Raw genomic sequence first — 24,600 nt, forward strand, 5'->3', positions numbered from 1 at the left:
AGAGGGCGGCAAACCCGGTCCCCGATTAACAGAAATATTTCGTCAAGAACAGTTTACCCTCGTAGCTTTCGCCGGGTCGGCGTTGCCGAGGTGAAGGAGCACACGTGGACGAGCGCCCCACCGCGGACGACGATCTCGCGCGGTACGGCTACCGCCAAGAGCTCAAGCGCTCGCTGCGATTCGGCGACCTGCTTGTCTATGGATTGATCTTCATGGTGCCCATCGCGCCGTTCGGCATCTTCGGCAGCGTCTACCAGGGCTCCGGCGGCATGGTCGCGCTCGCCTACCTGGTCGGCATGGTCGCGATGATGTTCACGGCGAGCTCGTACACGCAGATGTCGCGGGCGTTCCCGATGGCCGGTTCGGTGTACACCTACGCGGGCCGGGGGATCAGTCCACCGGTCGGTTTCCTAGCCGGCTGGGTGATCATCCTCGACTACGTACTGGTTCCCGCCCTGCTCTACCTGGTGGCCGGGGTGGCGATGAACTCGCTGCTGCCGGCGATCCCGGTATGGCTGTGGCTGGTCGCCTTCGTTCTGCTCAACACGGCGGTCAACTACCTCGGCATCGAGATGACCGCGCGTGTGAACAAGGTCATGTTGGTCGGTGAGCTGCTGGTGCTGCTGATCTTCCTGGTGGTCGGGGTGGTCGCCCTCGCGCAGGGCAGGGGGCACGGGTTCAGCTGGGAGCCGCTGTACAACAGCGCGACGTTCTCCTGGCCGGTGGTGTTCGGGGCGGTGTCGATCGCAGTGCTGTCGTTCCTGGGCTTCGACGGCATCTCGATGCTCGCCGAGGAGAACCGGGAGTCGGCCCGGTCCATCGGCAGGGCGATGTTCGCCGCGCTGCTGCTGGCCGGCGTCCTGTTCCTGGTGCAGACCTGGGTGGCCGCGCTGCTGGTGCCCGACCCCGCTTCGCTGCTGGCCAACGGCGACCCCGGCGGTACCGCGTTCTACGACTCGGCCCGAGTCGCCGGCGGCGGCTGGTTGGCCGGGCTGACCGCGTTGACAACGGCGATCGCCTGGGGCTTCGCCAACTCGCTGGTCGCCCAGGCGGCCACCTCCCGCCTGCTGTACGCAATGGCGCGGGACCGCCAGCTGCCGGCGTTCCTGGCGAGGATCCATCCCGTCCGGAAGGTGCCGGTGAACGCGACGCTCCTGGTCGCGGGTGTGTCGCTGGTGCTCGGCGTGTACCTGACTTCCCGCGACGACGGCATCACGCTGATGAGCACGCTGGTCAACTTCGGCGCGATGACCGCGTTCCTGGTGCTGCACGTCTCCGTGGTGGTGCACTTCGCGATCCGGCAGCGCAGCCGGGACTGGTTGCGGCACCTCGTGTTCCCGATACTCGGGTTCGCCATCCTGCTCTACGTGGTGATCAATGCAAAGGTCGCCGCGCAGGTGCTGGGCTTCGTCTGGCTGGGCATCGGCGTACTGGTGCTGATCGGTTTCACCGTGGCCGGGCGCCGCCCGGCGTTGGCCGGTATCGCGGATGGCGAGAGCGCGGACAGCACGAACGCGTAAGCGAGGGTGCGCCGGCCGCGAACGCACAGGCCGACCACACGCTCAGGGGTGACCGCTACCGGCGGTTGCCAGTGTCAGTAGCGGTTTTCTTCGGGGTGTCTGCGAGTAGTCAATCCATTTAGGCGGGATGAACTCGGGGAGTCCGTCGCGCATGCGAACTTCCCAGTCGGACTGGTGCACCATCCGGTGATGCGTCCAGCACAACATCACCAAATTGTCGAGTTTTGTTTCACCGTGATGGACCCAGTGCACAATATGGTGCACCTCGCAGGAACTCGGTGGCCGGTCACACCCCGGATGGGCACACCCGCCGTCCCGAACCGCGACCGCCCGCCGCTGCGCTAACGTGGCGCACCGTTTCTCTCGCCCCACATCCAACGGTTCACTGTTCGCACCGAGCACGATCGGGGTGATCTGGGCGTCGCAGCTGAGCCGGCGTACCTCACCCGGGCCGATGTGTCCGCCCAGTTCCAGGTTCGCCCCACGCAATCCGGCCTTCAGCGCTTCCAAGCCCATGGTGATCGCCACGTGCGGGCGCTCGCCACCTTGTGCGGGTAGGTGGCCCTCGTTGAGGGTGTGCGCGCAGATCTCCCCGAGCGCATCAGCTTGCCGTTGCCCGAGGGACTTGTTCTCGTCGGCGGCCGGTTTGAGGATGGCCCCGATTGCCCGGGCCACCGTCTCGAATGTCGCCGAGTCGAGCTGGCCTTTGATCTTCCCGCCGACCCCGTGGCGGGACTTGGCCAGGTGCAGCTCGTTGACCTGCGGATCGTCCTCACCGGGAGGCGCGCCGTCCTGATCGAGCAGGTCGAGCTCCTCGGCGGGCTTTGCGGGCCAACAACTCCGGGCTGTACTGCCGGGCCCAGTCGGCGAACAACACCTCCGCCGCCACCCACTGCTCCACCGTGATCCGCCGGGCGGCGTCCGTGGCCAACACCGACTCGATCACTTCGGCGTGCGCGAGATCGATCTCCAGCGCGCCCAACGCCATCGCCGTCGCCGGCAGTTTCGGCTCCAACACCTCACCCACCAACGACCGGGTGGGGAACACACTGGCGGCCACCGCCACCATCCGCCGCCCATCCCGCGAACTCACCCCGAGCAGATCGCTGACCGCATTCGCCGAATGCATCCCACGCTCGACGAACTCCCCGTCCCGATCCAACCCGGCAACCAGCATCAACGAGTCGTACTCACATTGGCGCCGCAAAACCTGGTAACTCTTCAACCCATCAATCCGACACTCCGCATCACCGGTGCGCTCGAGTGCGCGCAACGCGGCCATGGAATCCATGACCACCCGCCGCGCCGCAACAACCGAACCCTCCGACATACCCAAAATTATGTCGAAGGGGTACGACAATTCCCGGACCGATACCGCCGCCCCCGAAAAAAGATTTCATGATTTTTTGCGAACCCCGCCGGACGTCCCCGACAAGCGTCCCCGACCCAAGCAAAAAAGTTCAGGCCCCCGACACCCTAACTGACCGCTGTCCCGTCCAAAGCTTCGGTAAAACGCGCCCGGCCCCACAAGGCGACGAAGTCAATCGAGCCCGGAAGGCTCCCGACGAACCACGTACGGCAGCCACCCCACACCCCGTACCTCCACAACGCTTTGCTCTGCGCCATCACCCAGCAGGCAGGCCAACACCCCAGCACTAACCAGCCGCCGACCCGACCTCCTCCGCCTCCGCCGCCGGCGGAACCTCGGCGAGATCGCCCGACCCGGCCCGCCAGAACGCCGCGTACCGCCCATCCGAGGCGAGCAGTTCGTCGTGGCTGCCCTGCTCCACGATCTGGCCGCCGCTGAGCACCATGATCCGGTCGGCCCGGGCGGCCGTGGCCAGTCGGTGCGCCACCAGCACGGTGGTGCGGCGCCGCCGAGGTACGTCGGCCCCACCGGCCCGGCCGGCCAACCGATCGCCGGCGGCGAGCACCGCCGCCTCGGTGGCCGGGTCGAGCGCGGCGGTCGCCTCGTCCAGCAGCAGCAGGTCGGGGTCGACGAGCTCGGCCCTGGCGAGCGCGACCAGTTGGCGCTGACCGGCCGACAGCCCCTGGCCGCGCTCGCCGACAGGCTGGCGGAACCCGGCCGGCAGGCTGGCCACCATGTCGAGCGCGCCGACCGCCCTGGCCGCCGCCTCGATCTCGGCGGGCAGTGCAGCGGGGCGGCCGTAGGCGATGTTGGAGGCCACATCGCCGGTGAACAGGTGCGCCTCCTGCGGCACAACGCCGAGCCGCTGCCGGAACCTGTCCAACGGATAGCGGCGCAGGTCCACACCGTCCACCCTGACCTGCCCGGAGGTGGCGTCGTAGAACCGGGCGAGCAGCTTCACCACGGTGGACTTGCCGGCGCCGGTCGCGCCCACCAGCGCCACCGTCTCCCCGGGCTCGATCCGCAGCGAAACGTCGGTCAGCGCGTCCTGGTCGGCGTTCGGGTACCGGAAACCGACCTTGTCCAACACCACGTCGCCGTCCAGCCGCGCAGGCACCGGGACGATTCCGTCGAGCGCGTCCGGCACCGACGTCGGGGTGCGCAGCAGGTCGCCGATCCGCGACAGTCCGACCCGGGCCTGCTGGTAGCCGTCGAACACCTGGGACAGCTGCTGCACCGGGGTGAAGAACATGCTCAGGTAGAGCAGGAACGCGGTGAGCACGCCGGGGGTCAGGTCACCGCCCGCGACCCGGACGGCGCCCACCGCGAGCACGGCCGCCTGGGCGAGCTCGGAGAGCAGCGTGACGAACGGGAAGTAGGTGGCGATGTAGCGCTGCGCTTTGAGCCGGGACACCCGGTAGGCGTCGCTGCGGGCGCCGAACTCCGCCGCGCTGTACTCCTCGCGGACGAACGCCTGCGCCACCCGCAGCCCGGACACATTCTCCTGCAGGTCGGCGTTGACCACGCTGACCCGCTCCCGGGCGTCCGCGTAGGCCACCGACGCACGTCGCCGGAACAGCACGGTGGCCACGATCAGTATCGGCAGCGCGGCGAGCGCGACCAGGCCCAACCGGAGGTCGGTGAGCAGCAGCGCGACCGCGACGCCGAACACGGTGAGCAGGCTGACCACCGCCTGCACCAGCCCGGTCTGCAGGAACGTGGACAGCGCATCCACGTCGGTGGTCATCCGGGTCATGATCCGCCCGGCCAGCTCGCGCTCGTAGTAGTCCAGACCGAGCCGCTGCAGGTGTGCGTAGCTGCGCACCCGCAGCAGATAGAGCACGCTCTCGCCGGCGCGCGCGGTCACCAGGGTCTGCAACCAGGTGGCCAGCCAGTCCACCGCGACGACGATCAGCCCCAGGCCGGCGGCGAGCGCGAGCACCTTCGGTGCCTGCCCGACGATGCCGCCGTCGACCGCGAGCCGGGCCAGCGACGGGTACGCGACGGTTGCGAGCGCGTCGACGCCGACCAGCAGCACGCTCAGCGCGAGCAGCAGGCGCACCGGCCGGAGCAGGCGGCGCAGCGCAAACCCGGGGTCCGGCGCGGTCGGGTCGACCCGCTCTCCGCCGCGGCCCAGCTCCGGGACGTCGGTGGGCACGGGGAGTGCCTCGACGGCTGCCATCTGCTCCGGAGTCGGCGGGACGTTGCCGGCCATCCACCCGCCGGGGCCGGGCCCGCCGCTGACGCCGCCGGCCGCGCTGGACGCGGCCGACCTGGCGGTGGACTCCGGTGCCGCCTCCGGCCAGAGCCGATCCGGGCCCGGGCCTGCGCAGCCCGCGGAGCACTCGCCGCCGAGCAGCGCCAGCGTGCCCCGCTCCTCCAGCTCACGCTCGGTACCGACGTCCAGCACCCTGCCGCCGTCCAGCACCACGATCCGGTCGGCCAGCGCGAGGGTCGAGCGGCGGTGCGCGATCAGGAGCGTGGTGCGGCTCGCGGTGACCTCCCGCAGAGTGGCATGGATGGCCGCCTCGGTGGTCGCGTCCACCGCCGAGGTGGCGTCGTCCAGCAGCAGGATCCTCGGGTTCGACATGAGTGCCCTGGCCAGTGCGATGCGTTGGCGCTGACCGCCGGACAGGGTCAGGCCGCGCTCGCCGACCAGCGTGTCGTAACCGGCCGGCAGCCGTTCGACGAACTCCTCGACCTGGGCGGCCCTGGCGGCGGTGCGGACCTCGTCCTCGGTGGCGTCCGGACGCCCGTAGGCGATGTTGGCGCGGATGGTGTCGGAGAACAGGAACGCCTCCTCGAACACCACGCCCAGCTCGCGGCGCAGGGTGGCCAGCCGAAGGCGCGGCAGCGGCACCATGTCCTCGCCGGAGCCGATCAGGATCTCGCCGGCCTGCGGGTCGTAGAACCGGGGCAGCAGCAGCGCGACGGTGGACTTGCCGGAGCCGGCCGAGCCGACCAGCGCCACCGTCTCCCCGGGGGCCACGGTCAGCGAGATGTCCTCCAGTACCGGATCGTCGCGGGTGTAGCCGAAGCGCACCCCGTCCAGCCGCACCGAGAGCGGTCCGGCGGGCAGCTCGGCGGGGTCGGCCGGGTCGGCGACCTCCGGCTGCGACTCGATCAGCTCGTAGACCCGTTCGACGCCGGCCCTGGCGAGCTGCCCGGCGACCACCATGCTGCCGATCAGCCGGGCCGGTCCGACCAGGTTGCCGACGTAGGTGGAGAACGCCAGGAAGGTGCCGATGGTGATCTCGCCGCGCAGCGCGAGCGCACCGCCGAACCCGAAGACCGCGATCAGGCCCAGCGCCGGCAGCGCGGCGAGCGGCGGGGACAGCCGCGCGGTCAGTCGGGCCGCCCGCAGCCGTTCCCCGTAGAGCCGCAGCGCGCGGCGCTCCAGGGTGGCGACCTCGCGGCTCTCCTGGCCGAAGCCCTTGACCACCCGCACCCCGGTGACCGTCTCTTCGACGTGCTGGGCGATGTCGGCCGCGCGTTGCTGGGCCGACCAGGTGGCCGGGAAGAGGGTCCGCCGGGTCCGGGCGGTGATCAGCACCGCCGCCGGCACCACTACCAGGGATATCACCGTGAGCAGCGGGGACAGCCACAGCATCGCCGCGATGGAGGCGAGCACCAGGACCACCGTCCCGGCCGCCAGCGGCACGATGGAGAGTAGGCCCTGGACCAGCTGCAGGTCGCTGATCGCCCGGGACACCACCTGCCCGGTCCGCAGGCTGTCCTGTTTGGGCCCGTCCAGGCGCTGTACCGCGCCGAACACCGCGCGGCGCAGGTCGTGCTGCACGTCCAGGGACAGCCGCCCGCCCAGGTACCGGCGGAAGAACGCGGCCACGAAGCGCACCACGGCCAGCGCGGCGAGGGCGACCACCAGCGTGGTCAGCCCGGTGGTGAGCCCGCGTACCGAGTTGTCCACCGCGACCCTCGTCAGCAGCGGCCCGACCGCTTCCAGGCCCACCCCCAGGGTGGACGCCAGCAGCGCCGACACGGTGATACCGGGGTGCTGCCAGCAGGCGCTGAGGAGCTGCTTCATCCAGCCGGGGGGTGGCATATCGGGGTCGGTCGGGGTGCTGGTCGGGGTACTGGCGTGCGCGTTCGTCGGGTGCTCCGTTCGAGAGTCCGGGTGCTGATCTGTCGGCGACGCGCTCGGTGCGTCGGCCGGTCGTTCCCCGCCCATGCACGCCAGGCTATGTCAGCCCGAAGGGTGCGGCCCGCCGCCCGGGACCGACCGCCGGTCCATCGGATCCCGCTCCATGCTGCGAACAGGACCGGCTCCGCCTACGGTCGGGCGCCATGTTGGCAATCACCGAGAACGCAGCAGAGGCCATCAACGCCCTCGTGTCGCGGGGCGAAATGCCAGAGGGGTCGGGGGCACGGATCGCCGCCGACGGCGCGGGGCAGGGCCTCGAGCTCGCCCTGGTGCCCGGTCCAGGGCAGGACGACACGGTCGTCGAGGGCCGTGGCGCGAAGGTCTACCTGGAGCAGAACGCGGCCGAAGTCCTCGGCGACAAGACGCTCGACGTGGAGCAGTACACCGAGGAGAGCGGGGAGCCGCAGCTGCGGTTCGCCATCGTGCCGCAGGCCACACCAGCCTCGGACTAGAGCATCCGGACCAATCCCCGCCGACGTGGATTCGACCGACCACTGAACATAACCATTGGTGCCCCGGATCGTGCTCCGATCCGGGGCACCGTACCGTTCAGACGCCGTTAAACCGGCAACTGTCAATAGCGCCGGAAAAACCGCGAAAACTGAGAATAGACTGATAGTGAATTGAGGCGCGTGATCACAGCGCCTGGCCGGATCACAGGGCTCTGAGCTGGGATTTTCGCGCGCAAATGCTACACCGGATCCGTGTCGGTCGGGCACGGCGGACGAGCCGACATCAATACTCCCATCACGTTGTTCGCGCAAGAGCTGGTCGTGTCGCCGGCGTGCTTTACCTGATCGTTGCAAAGCATTAAGGCCGTATGTTGCAAGATTCGTCCACTACGCGAATGGGTGACGCTGAGTCGGCTCGTCATGGCTTGGCCACCCCTGGGGAGGGGAGGCACCTCATGGCCACACCTACCGTCAGTACCGGCACCGATACGCCTGCGCTGAAACGTTCGATCGGCTTCTGGGGTCTCACGTTCATCTCGCTCGGCTCGATCATCGGTTCCGGCTGGCTGCTGGGGGCGCTGACCGCGGCCAAGACCGCCGGGCCCGCGTCGTTGGTCTCCTGGGTGCTCGCCGCGGTCATGCTGGCCGTGCTGGCGTTGATCCACGCGGAGCTCGGCGGTGCCTACCCGGCCTCCGGTGGCACGGCGCGCTTCCCGCTCTTCGCGTTCGGCACCCTGGCCGGCTTCACCGCCGGGTGGGCCACCTGGCTGCAGGCGGTGGCGATCGCGCCGATCGAGGTCGAGGCCAGCCTCGCCTACCTGGACAACATCGGCTGGGTCAAGGACCACCTCGCCCTGCTCAAGGACGACGGCACCCTGACCGGCAGCGGCATCTTCTGGGCCAGCCTGTTGATGATCCTGTTCACGGTGATCAACATCATCGGCGTGAAGCTGCTGTCCGACAGCAACACCGTGACGGTGATCTGGAAGACAGCCGTGCCGGTGCTGACCGTGGTCGTGCTGGTCTCACTGACCTTCCACGCCAGCAACTTCACCGCAGGCGGCGGCTTCGCCCCACACGGCGCCCACGGGATCTTCGCGGCGCTGCCGGCGGGGGTGGTGTTCGCCCTACAGGGCTTCGAGCAGGCCATCCAGGTCAGCGGCGAGGCCCGCGACCCCGAGAAGGACCTCTCCCGCGCGATCATCGTGGCGATGATGATCGGCGCGGCCGTGTACATCCTGCTGGAGATCGCGTTCATCGGCGCCCTCGATCCGGCGGCCATCGCGCAGAACTGGGACAACCCCATCGGCAAGGGTGACTTCGGGCCGTACGCCTCGCTGGCCGCCGGCGCCGGCGCCGCCTGGTTGGCCTACGTGCTCTACGCCGACGCGTTCGTTTCGCCGGCCGGCACGGGGCTGATCTACGTGGCGACCTCGGCGCGGGCCACCTATGCGATGGGGCGCACCGGTGTGCTCCCGGCCGTCCTCGGCAAGCTCACCGTGCGCGGCGTGCCGCTGGTGTCCATCCTGCTCGCTTTCGTGGTCGGCGAGCTCATGTTCCTGCCGTTCCCGAGCTGGCAGGCGCTGGTCGGCGTGGTCACCTCGGCCACCGCGATCATGTACGCCTTCGCCCCGGTCTCGCTGGCCGCGCTGCGGCTGCGCGACCCGGACCGACACCGGCCCTACCACCTGCCGTTCCCGAAGGTGCTCGCGCCGCTGGGCTTCATCTTCGCCAACCTGATCATCTACTGGGGCGGCTTCGACGTCACGCTCAAGCTGCTGGTCGCCATCTTCCTCGGCCGGGTGCTGTTCGAGGTGACGCTGGCGCTGACCAAGCCGGCGGAGCGCCCGGACATCGACTGGCGCGCCGCCTCCTGGATCTGGCCGTGGCTGGGTGGCTGCCTGATCATCGGCCTTCTCGGCCAGTACGGCTCCTGGGGCGACCTCAAGGTGATCGGCGACGGCTGGGACGCGGTCGTGGTCGCGGCGTTCAGCCTGGTCATCTTCTACTTCGCGGTGAGCGTGGCGATGGAGGCCGAGAAGGTGGGCGTCGTCGTCGACGCGCAGCGCGCCGAGATGGAGGCCATCGAGGCCGAGGTCAAGCTCGCCGACTGAGCGGCCTGTTGTTGCCGAACTGCACAGGAGGCAGGTTTTTCGCGCTCAGAACCTGCCTGTTGTGCAGTTCGGTAACGGCGGGCTCAGGGGTCAGCGCGGCGGCTGGGGGCGGCCGCCGATGCGGGTGCTCAGGTCAGCCGCGGCCCGCCGCGCCTCGCCGGCCAGCACCGGCCAGTCCCGACCGCACTCGCGGGGGCCGGGGCACTCGTGCCGGAAGGTCACGCTGATCGCGGCCACCGGTCGGTCACCGTGGTCCAGCACGGCCGCCGCGACCGAGGCGAACCCGGCCGTGACGTACCCGTCCTCCACCGCCCAGCCCCGGCGGCGCTCGGCCGCGAGCTGGCGGCGCAGCGCGGGCAGGTCACCCGGACCTCGGCCGGTGCGGTTCACGAAGCTCGCCGCGGACGGGAACAGGGCCCGCACCTGCGCGGCCGGCAGCAGCCCGAGCATGGCCCGCCCGGACGCCGGCAGCGCCGCGGGCAGCCGGACGCCGACGTCGGTGATGGTGACATTCGGCGCCTGCGGTCGTTCCGGCTGCTCACGCACCAGGTAGAGGGTCTCCGGGCCGTGCAGCACGCCGAGGTGCGCGGTCCGCCCGACCCGCTCGACCAGGGTGCGTAGCAACGGGCGGGCCAGCGCCTCGAGCGGGTCGTGCCGCAGGTACGCCGAGCCCACCTCGAACGCGGCGACGCCGAGCCCGTAGCGGCGGTCCTCCGGCAGGTGGGTGACGAAGCCGGCGCCGGCCAGCTCGGCCAGCAGGTGGTAGGCGGTCGACCGGGGCAGGCCGAGCTCGCCGGCCACCGCGGTTGCCGTCATCGGCCCGGCGTGGCTGGCCAGCAGCCGAAGGATCGCCAACCCCCGGCGCAGTGCCGGCACATCGGTGCTCTGGCCCAACCCGGTGTCCTGTCTCCGTGTCCCGACCCGGCGTCCTGTGCCGGGGGCAACCCCGCTCCGGCGCCGCTCGGCGCCTCCCTCTCGACAGTCTGACATACCAGACACAGTCCGACGGGCGGCCCTCGCGCGCCCGGCCCTCGGCGGGCTGTGATGGGAGGCATGCCTGAACCCGTCCTATTGGATGCCGCCGCGCTGAGCCGTGACCAGGTGGTCTCGGTGGCCCGGTACGACGCTCCCGTCCAGCTCACCGACCCGGCCCGGGCCGCCGTACTGGACGCGCGCGAGCACATCGAACGACTGGCCGACGCGACCCTCCCCACCTATGGCGTGTCCACCGGCTTCGGCGCGCTGGCGACCCGGCACATCCGCACCGACCGGCGCGCCGCCCTGCAGCGCTCACTGATCCGTTCGCACGCGGCCGGCGCCGGGCCCGAGGTGGAGCGCGAGGTGATCCGGGCGCTGATGCTGCTGCGGCTGCGCACCCTGGCCAGCGGGCACACCGGGGTCCGGGCCAGCACCGTGGACGCGCTGGCCGGCCTGCTCAACGCCGGGATCGTGCCGGTGGTGCAGGAGTACGGCTCGCTGGGTTGCTCCGGCGACCTGGCCCCGCTGTCCTCGGTGGCGCTGGCGCTGATCGGCGAGGGTGAGGTGCACGACCGGCACGGGGTGCGCCGCGCGGCCGCCGAGGCGATGGGGGAGGCGGACATCAAGCCGGTGCGCCTCGCCGAGAAGGAGGGCCTGGCGCTGATCAACGGCACCGACGGCATGCTCGGCATGCTGGTGCTCGCGACGGCCGACCTCGGCCGGCTGCTGGACATGGCGGACCTCACCGCCGCGATGAGCGTGGAGGCGCTGCTGGGCACCGACCGGGTGTTCGCCGCGGACCTGCAGGCGCTGCGCCCGCACCCCGGCCAGGCCACCTCGGCGGCCCGGATGACTGCGCTGCTACACGGCTCGGCGATCATGGAGAGCCACCGGGGGCCGGACTGCAACCGGGTGCAGGATGCCTACTCGCTGCGCTGCGCGCCCCAGGTGCACGGCGCGGCCCGCGACACCCTGACCCACGCCGAGCTGGTCGCCGACCGCGAGCTGGCCTCGGTGATCGACAACCCGGTGGTGCTGGCCGACGGCCGGGTGGAGTCCAACGGCAACTTCCACGGCGCCCCGGTGGCCTACGTGCTGGACTTCCTGGCCATCTGTGTGGCGGACGTGGCGAGCATCGCCGAGCGGCGCACCGACCGGATGTTGGACGTGTCCCGCAGTCACGGGCTGCCACCGTTCCTGGCCGACGACCCCGGCGTCGACTCCGGCCACATGATCGCGCAGTACACGCAGGCAGCCGTGGTGTCCGAGCTCAAGCGGCTCGCCGTGCCGGCCTCGGTGGACTCCATCCCGAGCAGCGCCATGCAGGAGGACCACGTGTCCATGGGCTGGTCGGCGGCCCGCAAGCTGCGCCGTTCGCTGGACGGGCTGACCACCGTGCTGGCCATCGAACTGCTCACCGCCGCCCGCGCGCTGGACCTGCGTGCCCCGCTCACCCCCGCGCCGGCCACCGCCGCCGCCGTCGCCCGGCTGCGCGAGCACGTCGCCGGCCCGGGCCCCGACCGCCACCTGGCCCCGGAGATCGCGGCCGCCGAACAACTGATCAGGGATTGGGACAACTGATGACGACCACAACACCGCCGGTGATCCGGGCCGCCCGGGGCACCACGCTGACCGCCAAGAGCTGGTCGACCGAGGCGCCGCTGCGGATGCTGCACAACAACCTGGACCCCGAAGTCGCCGAGCGGCCGTCCGACCTGGTCGTCTACGGCGGCACCGGCAAGGCCGCCCGGGACTGGCCCAGCTTCCACGCGATCACCCGCGAGCTGACCGAGCTGAACGTCGACGAGACGCTGCTGGTGCAGTCCGGCCGCCCGGTCGGCGTGCTGCGCACCCACGAGTGGGCGCCCCGGGTACTGATCGCCAACTCCAACCTGGTGCCGGACTGGGCGACCTGGCCGGAGTTCCGCCGGCTGGAGTCGCTCGGCCTGACCATGTACGGGCAGATGACCGCCGGTTCGTGGATCTACATCGGCACCCAGGGCATCGTGCAGGGCACCTACGAGACGTTCGCCGCGATTGCCAACAAGCGGTATGGCGGCTCGCTCGCCGGGACACTGACGCTGACCGCGGGGCTGGGCGGGATGGGCGGCGCGCAACCGCTTGCGGTGACCCTGAACGGCGGCGTCGCGCTGGTCGTCGAGTGTGACCCGTGGCGGGCGAAGCGCCGGGTAGAGCACCGCTACCTGGACGAGGTCGCGGACGACATCGACGACGCCGTGCGCCGGGTCGAGGCGGCCAAGCGGGACCGGAAGGCGCTGTCCGTCGGCCTGATCGGCAACGCCGCCGAGGTACTGCCCGAGCTGCTGCGCCGGGGGGTCGAGGTGGACATCGTGACCGACCAGACCAGTGCGCACGACCCGCTGGCCTACCTGCCCCGGGGCGTGGACCTCGCCGACTGGCACGACTACGCGGAGAAGAAGCCGGACGAGTTCACCGACCGCTCCCGGGAGTCGATGGCCGAGCACGTGGACGCCATGCTCGGCTTCCTGGACGCCGGCGCGGAGGTGTTCGACTACGGCAACTCGCTGCGCGGAGAGGCGAAGCTGGGCGGCTGCGAGCGGGCCTTCGACTTCCCGGGGTTCGTACCGGCGTACATCCGGCCGCTGTTCTGCGAGGGCAAGGGCCCGTTCCGCTGGGTGGCGCTGTCCGGCGACCCGGCCGACATCGCCGCCACCGACCGGGCGATGCTGGAGCTGTTCCCGGAGCACGAGTCGCTGGCCCGGTGGATGAAGCTGGCCGGTGAGAAGGTCTCCTTCCAGGGCCTGCCGGCCCGGATCTGCTGGCTGGGTTACGGCGAGCGGCACCTGGCCGGGCTGCGGTTCAACGAGATGGTGGCCAGCGGTGAGCTGTCCGCGCCGGTGGTGATCGGCCGCGACCACCTGGACTGCGGCTCGGTGGCCTCGCCGTACCGGGAGACCGAGGCGATGGCCGACGGGTCCGACGCGATCGCGGACTGGCCGCTGCTCAACGCGCTGGTCAACACGGCGTCCGGGGCGACCTGGGTGTCCATCCACCACGGCGGCGGGGTCGGCATCGGCCGGTCCATCCACGCCGGCCAGGTCACCGTCGCCGACGGCACCGCGCTGGCCGGGCAGAAGATCGAGCGGGTGCTCACCAACGACCCGGGGATGGGCGTGCTGCGCCACGTCGACGCCGGTTACCCGGAGGCCTCGGCGGTCGCCGACGAGCGCGGGGTGCACATCCCGATGGCGGGCGCATGACGGCGACCGGGCCGGGCACGGCGACCGGGCCGGGCACGGCGTCGGTGACCGGGCTGCTCGGGGAGATCGCCGACGTCGGCCGGGACGCGCGGCGCGGCGGCTACTCCCGGCACGGGTTCTCCCCGGTCGAGGGTGAGCTGCGCACCTGGTTCGCCGAGCAGGCCCAGCGCCGGGGCCTGGACGTGACCACCGACCGCAACGGCAACCAGTGGGCCTGGTGGGGCCGACCGGGCCGCGGCGCCGTGCTCACCGGCAGCCACCTGGACTCGGTGCCCGGTGGCGGGGCGTTCGACGGCCCGCTCGGGGTGGCGGCCGCGCTGGCCGCGGTGGACCAGCTGCGGGCCGGCGGCTTCACCCCGCGCCGGCCGCTGGCGCTGCTGGTGTTCACCGAGGAGGAGGGCGGCCGGTTCGGGGTGCCCTGCCTCGGCTCCCGGTTGATGTCCGGCTCGCTGGGTGCGGACGCGGCGCGGCGGCTGACCGACCGCGACGGCGTCACGCTGGCCGAGGCGGCTCTCGACGCGGGGCTGGACCCGGCCCGGTTCGGCCGCGACGACGCCGCGCTGGCGCAGGTGGGGTGTTTCGTCGAGCTGCACGTGGAGCAGGGCCGGCTGCTGGACCGGCTGCCCGGGACGCCGCCGGTCGCGGTCGCGTCGTCGATCCTGGCGCACGGGCGGTGGCGGTTCACCCTGACCGGCACCGGCAACCACGCCGGCACCACCGAGGTCGCCGACCGGCGCGACCCGATGTTGCCGGCGGCCGCCGCGGTGCTGGCCACCCGGCGTGCTCTCGGTAGCCGTCCCGAGGCACGGGCCACGGTCGGGCGGCTGGAACCCACCCCCGGCGGCACCAACGTGATCGCCTCCTCGGTGGACTTCTGGCTGGACGCCAGGGCGCCCGCCGACGCGGAGGTGCACGCGGTGGTCGAGGAGATCACCGAGGCGGCCCGGGAGGCGGCGGCCGAGGAGGGCTGCGAGCTGACCGTGCGCCAGGAGTCCTTCGGCGACACCGTGCTGTTCGACCCGGGCCTGCGCGACCGGTTGGCCGCGGAGCTCGGCGGGCCCGGCGCCCCGGTGCCGGTGCTGCCCACCGGGGCCGGGCACGACGCCGGCATCCTGGCCGCCCGGGTGCCGACCGCGATGCTCTTCGTGCGCAACCCGACCGGGATCAGCCACGCCCCCGCCGAGCACGCCGAGCCGGCGGACTGCGAGGCCGGCGGGCGGGCGCTGGCCGCCGTGCTGGAGTCGCTGGCCGGAGGGGGCTCGTGACTTTCTGGTGCGAGCGTGCCTGGCTGCCCGGCGGCATCGCCGAACGGGTGTCGGTGGTCTGCGACGATGCCGGCGTGATCACCTCGGTGACGGCCGGTACCGACCCGCCGCCAGGTGCGCACCGACTGGGCGGGGTGGTGTTGCCCGGGTTCGCCAACGGCCACTCGCACGCCTTCCACCGGGCGCTGCGCGGGCGTACCCACGCCGACGGCGGCACCTTCTGGACCTGGCGCGAGGCGATGTACCGGCTGGCCGCCCGGTTGGACCCGGACCGGTACTACCGACTGGCCCGGCTGGTCTACGCGGAGATGGTGGTGGCCGGGTTCACCGCCGTCGGTGAGTTCCACTACCTGCACCACCCGGTCGGCGGCGGTCGCTACGCCGACCCGAACGCGATGGGAACCGCGCTGATCGAGGCCGCCCGGGACGCCGGTATCCGGATCACCCTGCTGGACACCTGCTACCTGGCCGGTGGCCTGGACAGCACCGGGTACCTCCCGCTGTCCGCCCAGCAGGCCCGGTTCGGCGACGGTGACGTGGTCGGCTGGCTGGACCGGCTGGGCGGCCTGCGCGACACCGCCGGCGCGCGGGTCGGCGCCGCGCTGCACTCGGTCCGCGCGGTGCCGGCCGATGCGCTGCCCGAGGTCGCCGCCGCGCTCTGCTCCACCAGTGCCGCCCGGCCGCTGCACGTGCACCTTTCCGAGCAGCCGGCCGAGAACGAGGCCTGCCAGGCGTGGCACGGCTGCTCACCGACCGAGCTGCTGGCCGGCGCCGGGCTGCTCGGCCCGAACACCACCGCGGTGCACGCCACCCACCTGTCCGAGAAGGACATCGGGCTGCTCGGCTCGGCCGGGGTGACCGCCTGCTTCTGCCCGACCACCGAGGCCGACCTGGCCGACGGCATCGGCCCCGCGCGCGAACTGGCCGACGCGGGCTGCCCGGTCAGCCTGGGCAGCGACCAGCACGCGGTGATCGATCCGCTGCTCGAGGCCCGCGCGCTGGAGCACGGCGAGCGGCTGCGCACCGGTCGGCGCGGCCGGTTCGCCCCGGACGAGCTGATCCGCTGCGCCACCGCGGCCGGCCACCGCAGCCTGGGCTGGCCGGACGCCGGCGAGATCGCACCGGGCGCACCGGGCGACCTGGTGGCCCTCCGCCCGGACACCCCGCGCACCGCCGGCGCGGCACCCGGGCAGCTGCTGCTCGCCGCGTCCGCCGCCGACGTGCACGCCGTGGTGGTGGGCGGCCGGGTGGTCGTCTCCGACGGGGTGCACCTGGCGGTCGGGGCGGTCGGGCCGTCGTTGGCGCGCGAGATCGGGGAACTGTGGGACCTCCCGTGAGCCCGAGCACGCTGATCACCGGGATCGGCGAGCTGACCACGAACGACGACGAGCTGGGCCAGCTGGGTGCCGGCGGCCCGGTTGCGTTGGTGCTGGCGCACGGCCTGGTCGCCTGGCTCGGGCCGGCCGGTGCCGCGCCGGCGGCCGACGTCGCCGTGGACGTCGCCGGGCGGGCCGTACTGCCGGGTTGGGTGGACAGCCACACGCACCTGGTGTTCGCCGGTGACCGCACCGCGGAGTTCGGCGCCCGGATGGCCGGCGAGCCGTACCGGGCCGGCGGCATCGCGGTCACCGTCGAGGCGACCAGGGCGGCCAGCGACGAGCAGCTGACCGCCACCCTGCGCCGGCACGTGGCCGAGGCCGCCGCCCAGGGCACCACGTGCCTGGAGACGAAGACCGGCTACGGGTTGACGGTCGCCGACGAGGCGCGCGCCGCCCGGTTGGCCGCCGCCGAGGTCGACGAGGTCACGTTCCTGGGCGCGCACCTGGTGCCGCCGGGGGCCGACGCCGACGAGTACGTCGAGCTGGTGTGCGGGCCGATGCTGGAGGCGGTGGCCCCGTACGTGCGCTGGGCGGACGTGTTCTGCGAGACAGGGGCGTTCGACGCCGACCAGTCCCGCGCCGTGCTCACCGCCGCCGCGAAGCACGGGCTCGGTCTGCGGGTGCACGGCAACCAGCTCGGCACCGGGCCCGGGGTGGCGCTGGCCGTCGAGCTGGGCGCCGCGAGTGTCGACCACTGCACCTACCTGAGCGACGCCGACGTGGCCGCGCTGGCCGGTTCGGACACGGTGGCCACCCTGCTGCCGGCCTGCGACCTGTCCACCCGCCAGCCGCTGCCGGACGCGCGGCGGTTGCTGGACGCGGGCGCCACGGTCGCGCTGGCGTCCAACTGCAACCCCGGGTCGTCGTACACCTCGTCGATGGCGTTCTGCGTGGCCACCGCGGTGCTGCAGATGCGGATGAGCGTGGCCGAGGCGGTGCGGGCCGCGACCTGGGGCGGCGCCCGTGCCCTGCGCCGCGAGCTGGGCGCGAGTGCCGGCTCGGGTGACGGCGGGGGCGACGGCGCGGTCGGCGTACTGCGCCCCGGTGCCCGCGCCGACGTGCACGTGCTGGACGCCCCGTCGGTCACCCACCTCGCCTACCGCCCGGGCGTGCCGCTCACCCACGCCGTGTGGCGCGCCGGCCGCCGCCTGCATTAGCCCAGGTCAGGACCCGTGAGTGGCGGGTGGTCCCCTGGGACCACTTGCCACTCACGGGTGTCTAGCTGGGGAAACGGGTGTCGGGGAGGTGCGGGGGTGACCAGACTGGGCGGATGGCTCGTACGGTCAGTGCGCTGGTCACCTCGGGGCCGGAGTATCTGGGCGCCGTCGGGCCGTTCGCGGTCGGGGTGGCCTGGTGGTCGGAGGTCGAGCAGGTCGTCGCGGTGCTGACCGAGGTGCTCGGTGTGCGGGTGCTGGTACTGCGGCTGGTGCGGGTGGACGGCGGCGCCGGCGCCCGCGACGGTCACGTGACCTACCACGTCGAGGCGCTGGACCGCCCGGCACCGGGGCTGCTCGACCGACGGCCGGTGGATCCCGCGGCGCTCACCGGCTCCGACGGACCGCGCGCGGGGTGGGCCACCGCCGCCGGGGTGCGGGAGCTGTTGTGCTGGGCCACCGAGGAGCTGGCCGCACGGGGGCGACCGCTGACCGGCCCGATCGGACAACGCCGGACCTGGAACCTGGCCGGCCTGTTCCGGCTGCCGACCGACGGAGGGCCCGTCTGGCTGAAGGCCACCCCGAGCTTCGCCGCCGACGAGGCAGCCGCGATCACCGCGCTGGCCGGTGTCGACCCGAGCCTGGTACCGGGGATCGTCGCGGCCGGCGAACACCGGATCCTGCTGGAGCACCTGCCCGGCGCGGACTGCTGGAACGTCGCCCCGGAGATCATCGACAGCGCGGTGCACCGCTTCGTCGCCGCACAGGCCACCCTCGCCGGTCAGCTCGAGGCAGTCCCGGCCGACCGTTTCCGGGACCGCCGCGACCCCGTGCTGGCCGAGCAGATCGGTGCCCTGCTGGACGGCCCACTCGCCAGCACCGCGCACGGAGGTCTGACCGTCGAGGAATGGCGGTCCGCGCACCGGGTGCTGGCGCGATGGCGGAAACTGGCGGACTGCGGCCTGCCGGACACGCTCGTGCACGGCGACTTCCACTCCGGCAACTGGCGCAGCACACCGGCCGGCCCGCCCGCTGTGCTGGACTTCGCCGACTCCCATCTGGGCAACCCGGTGCTGGACGGCCTGCGGCTCTGCGAGTTCCTGCCCGAGGCGAGGCGCACCGCGACCGCCGTGAGCTGGGTGCGGGCCTGGCGGTCCCGGGTACCCGACGCCGACCCGGGCCGCGCACTGCTCCTCGCCGAGCCGCTGGCGCATCTGGCGTACGCGGTCCGCTACCAGGAGTTCCTCGACGGCATCGAGGCCACCGAGCGGATCTACCACCACGACGACCCGGTGGAGAGCGTCCGCGCCGCGCTGCGCTGTGCCCGGTCACCCGGTCGGCACCTGCTGGACGGGTGAGCGGGCGCGCACTTGGTTACGGTCCATCCCATGACTGAGTTCGTGAGCCTCGAGGTCGACAACGGCGTGGGCACCATCCGGCTGAACCGCCCGCCGATGAACGCACTGAGCCGCCAGGTGCAGGAGGAGCTGCTCGCCGTGTCCGGCGAGGCGACGGCGCGCGACGACGTGCGTGCGGTCGTCGTCTACGGCGGGGAGAAGACGTTCGCCGCCGGCGCGGACGTCAAGGAGATGGCGAAGATGTCCTACTCCGACATGGCCCCGGTGGCGCGTCGGTTGTCCGCCGGGCTCGGCGCCATCTCCACCATCACCAAACCGACCGTCGCCGCCGTCACCGGCTACGCCCTGGGCGGGGGGCTTGAGGTGGTGCTCGGCGCGGACCGGCGGATCGCCGGGGACAACGTCAAGCTCGGCTTCCCGGAGATCCTGCTCGGCATCTTCCCCGGCGGCGGCGGCACCCAGCGCCTCGCCCGGCTGGTCGGGCCGTCCCGGGCCAAGGACCTGATCTACACCGGGCGCTTCGTGAACGCGGAGGAGGCGCTCGCCATCGGGCTGGTCGACGAGGTCGTGCCGGCCGACGAGGTTTACTCCCGGTCCGTCGAGTACGCGTCGCAGTTCGCGAAGGGTCCGGCGCTGGCCTACGCGGCCGCGAAGAAGGCCATCGACGGCGGCCTGGACACCGACCTGCGCACCGGGCTGGACATCGAGTCGGAGCTGTTCGCGGGCCTGTTCGCCAGCGACGACCGGGCCACCGGCATGGCGTCGTTCATCGAGAGCGGCCCCGGCAAGGCCACCTTCACCGGCCGCTGAACGCGGTGCTATTTGCCGCTGAACGCGGCGCTACCGGCCGCTGAACGCGGTGCTATTTGCCGCTGAACGCGGTGCTATTTGCCGCTGAACGCGGTGCTATTTTGCCGCTGAACGCGGAGGTGATCTCAGCCACCCGGGGGTCGGCGCGCAGCTCGTCGAGGGTGGCCGGCAGCGGTAGCCGCCAGTTCGGGTACTCGTCCACGGTGCCGGGCAGGTTGGGCTGGCGGGGGTCGGCGAGCACGTCGTAGGGCGAGATCAGTTTCAGCCGGCACGGCGTCCGGGCGAGCAGCTGGTGCATGGCCAGGATGATCTGCCGCTCGTCCGGCTCCGGGTCGCCCTCGGCCGGCAGCAGGCCCTCGCCGCGCAGCAGCGCCAGCCAGTCGCCGCGCTCCCGCGCGGCGGCGGCCCACTCTTCCGGTACGTCGTCCAGCAGCCCCAGCTCGGCACGCACCCGCACGTGCTCGCCGCGCAGGAAGCCGGCGGCGGTCGGCAGGTCGTGCGTGGACAGGCTGGCCGCCGCCCGCTCCGGCCAGCGCGACGGCGCCAGCAGCGGGGTGCCGGGCGCCGACTCGTCGCGGGCGAACCAGGCGACCGCGCAGCCCAGCATCTCCTGCTCGGCCAGCGCGTCGGTCACCTCCGGCTCCACCGTGCCCAGGTCCTCGCCGACGACCACCGCGCCGGCCCGGTGCGCCTCCAGTGCCAGCACCGCGGTCATCACCTCTGCGTCGTAGTGCACGTAGGTGCCCCGGTCCGGCGAGTCACCCGGCGGCACCCACCACAGCCGCCAGAGCCCGGCCACGTGGTCGATGCGCAGCCCGTCGGCGTGCGCGAGGACCGCGCGCAGCATGTCCCGGAAGGCGGCGTACCCGGTGGCGGCGAGTCGGTCCGGGCGCCACGGCGGCAGCCCCCAGTTCTGCCCGCGCGGGGTGAAGTCGTCCGGTGGGGCGCCGACGGACACCCCGGTGGCCAGCGCGTCGGCCAGCGCCCAGGCGTCCGCGCCCTCCGGGTCCACCCCGACGGCGAGGTCGTGCAGCACGCCCAGCGCCATGCCGGACTCCTTGGCGGTGGCGCGCACGGCGGCCAACTGCTCGGCGCAGCGCTCCTGCACCCAGGCGTGGAACGTCACCCGGGGCGCGAGCTCCTCGCGGGCGGCGGCCACCGCCGAGCCGGCCGGGTCGCGCAGCGGCGCCGGCCAGCGGGTCCACCGGCCGCCGTACCGCTCGGCCAGCGCGCACCAGGTGGCGAAGTCGCGCAGCCCGTCCGGCAGCTCGCGGGGTGCCGGTCGCCCGGCCGACCGCCACAGCAGCTCCAGCGCCGCCCGCTTGGCCGCCCAGACCAGGTCGTGGTTGACCCGGGCCGCACTGTCCGAGCCGGGCGCGGCGACCCGCAGCGCGTCCACCTCGGCGCGGGTGGCCGGATCGGCCAGGCGGTAGGCGTCCAGCGCCTCGATGTTCAGCGCCAGCGGGTTGGCGAACCGCCGGCTGGACGGGGTGTACGGGGAGGGTTGGACCGGGTGCGTCGGGCTCGGCGCGTGCAGCGGGTTCAGCAGCAGTGCGCCGGCGCCGTGCTCGGCGGCCGTCCACCGGACGAACTCGCGAAGGTCACCGAGGTCACCGATGCCCCAGGAGCCCGCCGAGTGCAACGCGTACAGCTGTAGCTGCCAGCCCCAGGTCGGTGGCGCCTTGGGGAGCTGGGCCGGGGCCACCACCAGGGTGCTCTCGACCTCGCTCGCACCGGACCCCGAGACGGCGCCGGGGATGGTACTGAGCAGCCGGTACCAGCCCGGTTCGAGGTCTCCTGGCAGCTCGTCGCACACCTCCCGGGCCACCCCGTCGGTGTCGTTGATCGGGATCAGCCGCCGCGCGCCCGGAAGCGCCCGGGCCGGCCCGCCGACCCGCATCGCCACGGTTCCCGGCGGCACCCCGGCCCGGTCCCGCTCGGCGACGGCGGCCAGCTCGCGGCGCCGGCCGGCCGGTGTGGCGGCGTCCACCTCGAGCAGCCCGAGCACCCGCACCACCACGTCCGGGTCCACCTGTACCGGCCGGCGGCGGCCGTCCCGGTAGTGGGTGGCCACGCCGTGCGCGGCGGCGAGCCGGGCCAGGTCGTCGGGCAGGGGTGATGGCTCCGGCACGCTCACAGCTCCGCTCGGTGGCTCAGGTGACATCGCGGCGCTGCGCGGCGGCTGCTCCGGCCAGCACCGCCACCACGGCGTAACCGAAGAAGATCAGCAACGCCAGCCACCATGGCAGGCCAAGGCCGCTGAAGGAGCCGCCGAACGGTTCGGACCCGGCGAGCCCGGTCAGGCTGGCGCTCGCGGAACCACCGGGCAGGTAGTCGTCGATCCGACCGAAGTTGCTCAGGCTGGCCAGACCACTGATGATCTGCTCGACCAGCAGCAGGTACACCAGCACGCCCACGATCGCGGCCAGCTGGTTGTTGATCAGGGTGCCCAGCCCGACGCCGAGGACCGCCCACAGCGCGAACACCAGCACCGACACCGCGCTCACGGCGAGCACCGAACCGAACTCGGTGCCGCTCACCGCGCCGCCACCGCCGCCGATGAGCATGCCGAGCAGCCCGAAGAGCGCGGAGAACACCGCGCAGGCGGCACCGAACAGCGCCCCGACCACGATCTTGGCCAGCAGCAGCTGGGGCCGGCCGGGAGCGGTGAGGTAGCTGGTGGTGAGCGTGCGGTGGCGGTTCTCCGAGGTGGCACAGACCAGCCCGAGCACCACGGCGAACTTCGCGGCGAACGAGCCGAGCGCGAGCGCCTGCGCCAGTGAGGGGGTGAACGCCAGGCCGGCGGCCGCCGCGGTGACCCAGGTGACCAGCAGCGCGATCAGCGCGGCCGGGAGCATCAGGGCCCACCAGGCGGCGGTGGACATCATCTTGCGGAACTCGGCGACCAGCAGGCCGAGCAGTGCCGGCGCCGACCAGGCGCCGCCGAGGGCGGCCCCGCCGGAGTCGGAGCCGGCCGGGGCGGAGCCGCCGGGAGCGGGAGCCGACATCAGCGGGGTCCTTCCTGGTTCGGGAGCTGCGCCGGCGGGCCATAGGCACCGGGTTGCTGGGCGGGCGGGCCGAAGGCACCGGGCGGCTGGGCGGGTGGACCGTACGCACCGGGTGGCTGGGCCGGCGGGCCGAAGGCACCGGGTTGCGCCGGCAGGTAGCCGGGCTGGGCGTACGGCCCGCGCGGTTGGTACTGGGCCGTGGTCAGCTGCAGGAACTGCTGCTCCAGGTCGGTGCGTTCCTGCGCCATCCGGTAGATCGCCACGCCGGCCGCCAGCGCCACGTCGCCAACCGTGACACTCGTCGCGCCGATGATGGTCAGGCCGTCGTCCGGGGAGGACTGGATGTCGGTGACGCCGTGCTCGGCCAGTGCGGTGGCCAGCCTGGTCGGGTCGGAGCAGCGCACGTGGACCCGCTCCTGGGCATCCCCGCGCAGCTGGTCCAGCTTGCCCTCGAACACCCGGGCGCCCTGACTGATGATCACCACCTGGTCCACCGTCTGGGCGACCTCGGCGAGCTGGTGGCTGGATACCAGCACGGTGCGCCCGGAGCCGGCGAACGAGCGCATGAACCCGCGCAGCCAGGCCACCCCCTCCGGATCCAGCCCGGAGCCGGGCTCGTCCAGGATCAGGATCCGTGGGTCGCCGAGCAGCGCGGTGGCCAGGGCGAGGCGCTGGCGCATGCCCAGGGAGAAGCCGCCGATCTTGCGGTTCGCCGCGTCGGTCAGCCCGACCAGGGCGAGCACCTCGTCCGCCCGCTGGTCCGGCACGCCGATCGCGGCGGTGTAGATGCGCAGGTGGGCGCGAGCGCGGCGGGAGTGGTGGAAGGCGTTGGAGTCGAGCACCGCACCGACCACCTTGGCCGGACTGCCCAGTTGCTCGTAGCGGACACCGTTGACGGTGACCTCGCCGTCGGTGGGCGTCAGCAGGCCGAGTGCGGCCCGCAGGGTGGTGGTCTTGCCGGCTCCGTTGGGCCCGAGGAAGCCGGTGACCTGGCCTGGTTCGACGGTGAAGCTGAGGTCGCGCACTGCTTCGACCGGGCCGAACCGCTTGGTCAGGTTCCGCACCACGATGCGTCCACTGCCGTCATTGTTACCGCGGCCGTTCATTACACACATCCTGCCCGATGCGCTTTCGGTCGCGCGCCCACCCTCTCAGCGAGCCTGTGAGCAGCGGGCCTGTCAGCTAGAGCCAGCCGTTGTTGTCCGCGATGCGGGCGGCGTCCGCGCCGTTCACCGCGTTGGTCTTGCCGATCGCCGAGGACAGGTGGTTGCGCACGGTCCCGTTGGACAGGTGCAGCACCTTGGCGATCTCGGTGGCGGTGCGGCCCTGTCGGGCGGTGCGCAGCACGTCCCGCTCCCGCTCGGTGAGCGGGCTGAACCCGGTGGCCAGCGACTCGGCGGCCAGATCGGGGTCCACCACCCGCAGCCCGGCGTGCACCCGCCGGATGGCCTCCACCAGGTGCTCGGGCGGCGCGTCCTTGAGCACGAAACCGGTCGCGCCGGCGGCCATCGCCCTGGCGAAGTAGCCGGGCCGGCCGAACGTGGTGCAGATGATGACCCGGCAGCCGGGCAGCCCGGCGCGCAGCTCGGCGGCGGCGGTCAGCCCGTCCTTGCCGGGCATCTGCACGTCCAGCAGGGCGACGTCGGCGTGGGCGTCGGTCGCCGCCGCGAGCACCTCGTCACCGGAGGACACCTCGGCGACGACCCGCAGGTCGGTCTCCAGGTTGAGCATCGCGACCAGCCCGCCCCGGACCAGTGCCTGGTCGTCGGCCACCAGCACCTTGATCACG

18 protein-coding genes are annotated in these 24,600 nt (G+C 72.6%); 10 read left to right on the forward strand and 8 right to left on the reverse strand.

Going from position 1 to position 24,600, the window contains the following annotated elements; genetic code table 11:
- Nucleotides 1-104 precede the first annotated feature (104 nt).
- On the forward strand, nt 105-1,520 hold the full coding sequence (locus ACTXG6_RS14380; RefSeq protein ID WP_445188296.1) for an APC family permease: 1,416 nt from the start codon (nt 105-107) through the stop codon (nt 1,518-1,520).
- A gap of 42 nt (nt 1,521-1,562) precedes the next feature.
- Here ACTXG6_RS14380 and ACTXG6_RS14385 read toward each other — a convergent pair whose 3' ends face one another.
- The 3 genes from ACTXG6_RS14385 to ACTXG6_RS14395 form a co-directional block, all read right to left on the reverse strand.
- The gene (locus tag ACTXG6_RS14385; RefSeq protein ID WP_445190003.1) at nt 1,563-2,324 is read right to left on the reverse strand and encodes a DUF222 domain-containing protein; all 762 of its coding nucleotides are present in this window, start codon (nt 2,322-2,324) and stop codon (nt 1,563-1,565) included.
- On the reverse strand, nt 2,293-2,811 hold the full coding sequence (locus ACTXG6_RS14390) for a DUF222 domain-containing protein (RefSeq protein WP_445188297.1): 519 nt from the start codon (nt 2,809-2,811) through the stop codon (nt 2,293-2,295). The genes ACTXG6_RS14385 and ACTXG6_RS14390 overlap by 32 nt, the downstream gene beginning before the upstream one ends.
- A 364-nt stretch (nt 2,812-3,175) precedes the next feature.
- The gene (locus ACTXG6_RS14395) at nt 3,176-6,934 is read right to left on the reverse strand and encodes an ABC transporter ATP-binding protein (protein WP_445190004.1); all 3,759 of its coding nucleotides are present in this window, start codon (nt 6,932-6,934) and stop codon (nt 3,176-3,178) included.
- 260 nt (nt 6,935-7,194) lie between these two features.
- Here ACTXG6_RS14395 and ACTXG6_RS14400 point away from each other — a divergent pair, with 260 nt between their 5' ends.
- Both ACTXG6_RS14400 and ACTXG6_RS14405 read left to right on the forward strand, forming a co-directional pair.
- Complete coding sequence (locus ACTXG6_RS14400) at nt 7,195-7,503, forward strand: adhesin (protein ID WP_445188298.1); 309 nt, start codon at nt 7,195-7,197, stop codon at nt 7,501-7,503.
- Between the two features lie 455 nt (nt 7,504-7,958).
- A complete protein-coding gene (locus ACTXG6_RS14405; RefSeq protein ID WP_445188299.1) occupies nt 7,959-9,617 on the forward strand; it encodes an APC family permease in 1,659 nt (552 codons plus the stop codon).
- A 90-nt stretch (nt 9,618-9,707) separates the two neighbouring features.
- Here ACTXG6_RS14405 and ACTXG6_RS14410 read toward each other — a convergent pair whose 3' ends face one another.
- Nucleotides 9,708-10,511: an IclR family transcriptional regulator gene (locus ACTXG6_RS14410; protein WP_445188300.1), complete on the reverse strand. Its 804-nt coding sequence runs from the start codon at nt 10,509-10,511 to the stop codon at nt 9,708-9,710.
- Between the two features lie 159 nt (nt 10,512-10,670).
- Here ACTXG6_RS14410 and hutH point away from each other — a divergent pair, with 159 nt between their 5' ends.
- The 7 genes from hutH to ACTXG6_RS14445 all read left to right on the forward strand — a co-directional run bounded on the left by hutH (nt 10,671) and on the right by ACTXG6_RS14445 (nt 19,803).
- Nucleotides 10,671-12,176 (forward strand): histidine ammonia-lyase, encoded by a 1,506-nt coding sequence (hutH, locus tag ACTXG6_RS14415; RefSeq protein ID WP_445188301.1) that lies wholly within the window; start codon nt 10,671-10,673, stop codon nt 12,174-12,176.
- Nucleotides 12,176-13,837, forward strand: a complete 1,662-nt coding sequence (gene hutU / locus ACTXG6_RS14420; RefSeq protein ID WP_445188302.1) for a urocanate hydratase — start codon at nt 12,176-12,178, stop codon at nt 13,835-13,837. The genes hutH and hutU overlap by 1 nt, the downstream gene beginning before the upstream one ends.
- Nucleotides 13,834-15,102: an allantoate amidohydrolase gene (locus ACTXG6_RS14425; RefSeq protein ID WP_445188303.1), complete on the forward strand. Its 1,269-nt coding sequence runs from the start codon at nt 13,834-13,836 to the stop codon at nt 15,100-15,102. Before hutU ends, ACTXG6_RS14425 begins: the two co-directional genes overlap by 4 nt.
- Nucleotides 15,099-16,439 carry a formimidoylglutamate deiminase gene (locus ACTXG6_RS14430; RefSeq protein WP_445188304.1) on the forward strand — a complete coding sequence of 447 codons (1,341 nt, stop codon included), beginning with the start codon at nt 15,099-15,101 and terminating at the stop codon, nt 16,437-16,439. Before ACTXG6_RS14425 ends, ACTXG6_RS14430 begins: the two co-directional genes overlap by 4 nt.
- Nucleotides 16,436-17,638 carry an imidazolonepropionase gene (gene hutI, locus ACTXG6_RS14435; protein WP_445188305.1) on the forward strand — a complete coding sequence of 401 codons (1,203 nt, stop codon included), beginning with the start codon at nt 16,436-16,438 and terminating at the stop codon, nt 17,636-17,638. The genes ACTXG6_RS14430 and hutI overlap by 4 nt, the downstream gene beginning before the upstream one ends.
- Before the next feature lie 113 nt (nt 17,639-17,751).
- Complete coding sequence (locus ACTXG6_RS14440; RefSeq protein ID WP_445188306.1) at nt 17,752-18,993, forward strand: aminoglycoside phosphotransferase family protein; 1,242 nt, start codon at nt 17,752-17,754, stop codon at nt 18,991-18,993.
- Between the two features lie 30 nt (nt 18,994-19,023).
- Nucleotides 19,024-19,803 carry an enoyl-CoA hydratase/isomerase family protein gene (locus tag ACTXG6_RS14445; protein ID WP_445188307.1) on the forward strand — a complete coding sequence of 260 codons (780 nt, stop codon included), beginning with the start codon at nt 19,024-19,026 and terminating at the stop codon, nt 19,801-19,803.
- A gap of 52 nt (nt 19,804-19,855) precedes the next feature.
- Here ACTXG6_RS14445 and malQ read toward each other — a convergent pair whose 3' ends face one another.
- The 4 genes from malQ to ACTXG6_RS14465 all read right to left on the reverse strand — a co-directional run bounded on the left by malQ (nt 19,856) and on the right by ACTXG6_RS14465 (nt 24,599).
- Nucleotides 19,856-21,940: a 4-alpha-glucanotransferase gene (gene malQ / locus ACTXG6_RS14450; RefSeq protein WP_445188308.1), complete on the reverse strand. Its 2,085-nt coding sequence runs from the start codon at nt 21,938-21,940 to the stop codon at nt 19,856-19,858.
- 16 nt (nt 21,941-21,956) lie between these two features.
- A complete protein-coding gene (locus ACTXG6_RS14455; RefSeq protein ID WP_445188309.1) occupies nt 21,957-22,811 on the reverse strand; it encodes a hypothetical protein in 855 nt (284 codons plus the stop codon).
- A complete protein-coding gene (locus ACTXG6_RS14460) occupies nt 22,811-23,917 on the reverse strand; it encodes an ATP-binding cassette domain-containing protein (RefSeq protein WP_445188310.1) in 1,107 nt (368 codons plus the stop codon). Before ACTXG6_RS14460 ends, ACTXG6_RS14455 begins: the two co-directional genes overlap by 1 nt.
- Nucleotides 23,918-23,993: 76 nt before the next feature.
- Nucleotides 23,994-24,599: a response regulator transcription factor gene (locus ACTXG6_RS14465; RefSeq protein WP_445190005.1), complete on the reverse strand. Its 606-nt coding sequence runs from the start codon at nt 24,597-24,599 to the stop codon at nt 23,994-23,996.
- Between the last annotated feature and the right edge of the window lies 1 nt (nt 24,600).

This window comes from Pseudonocardia sp. Cha107L01, assembly GCF_052566575.1.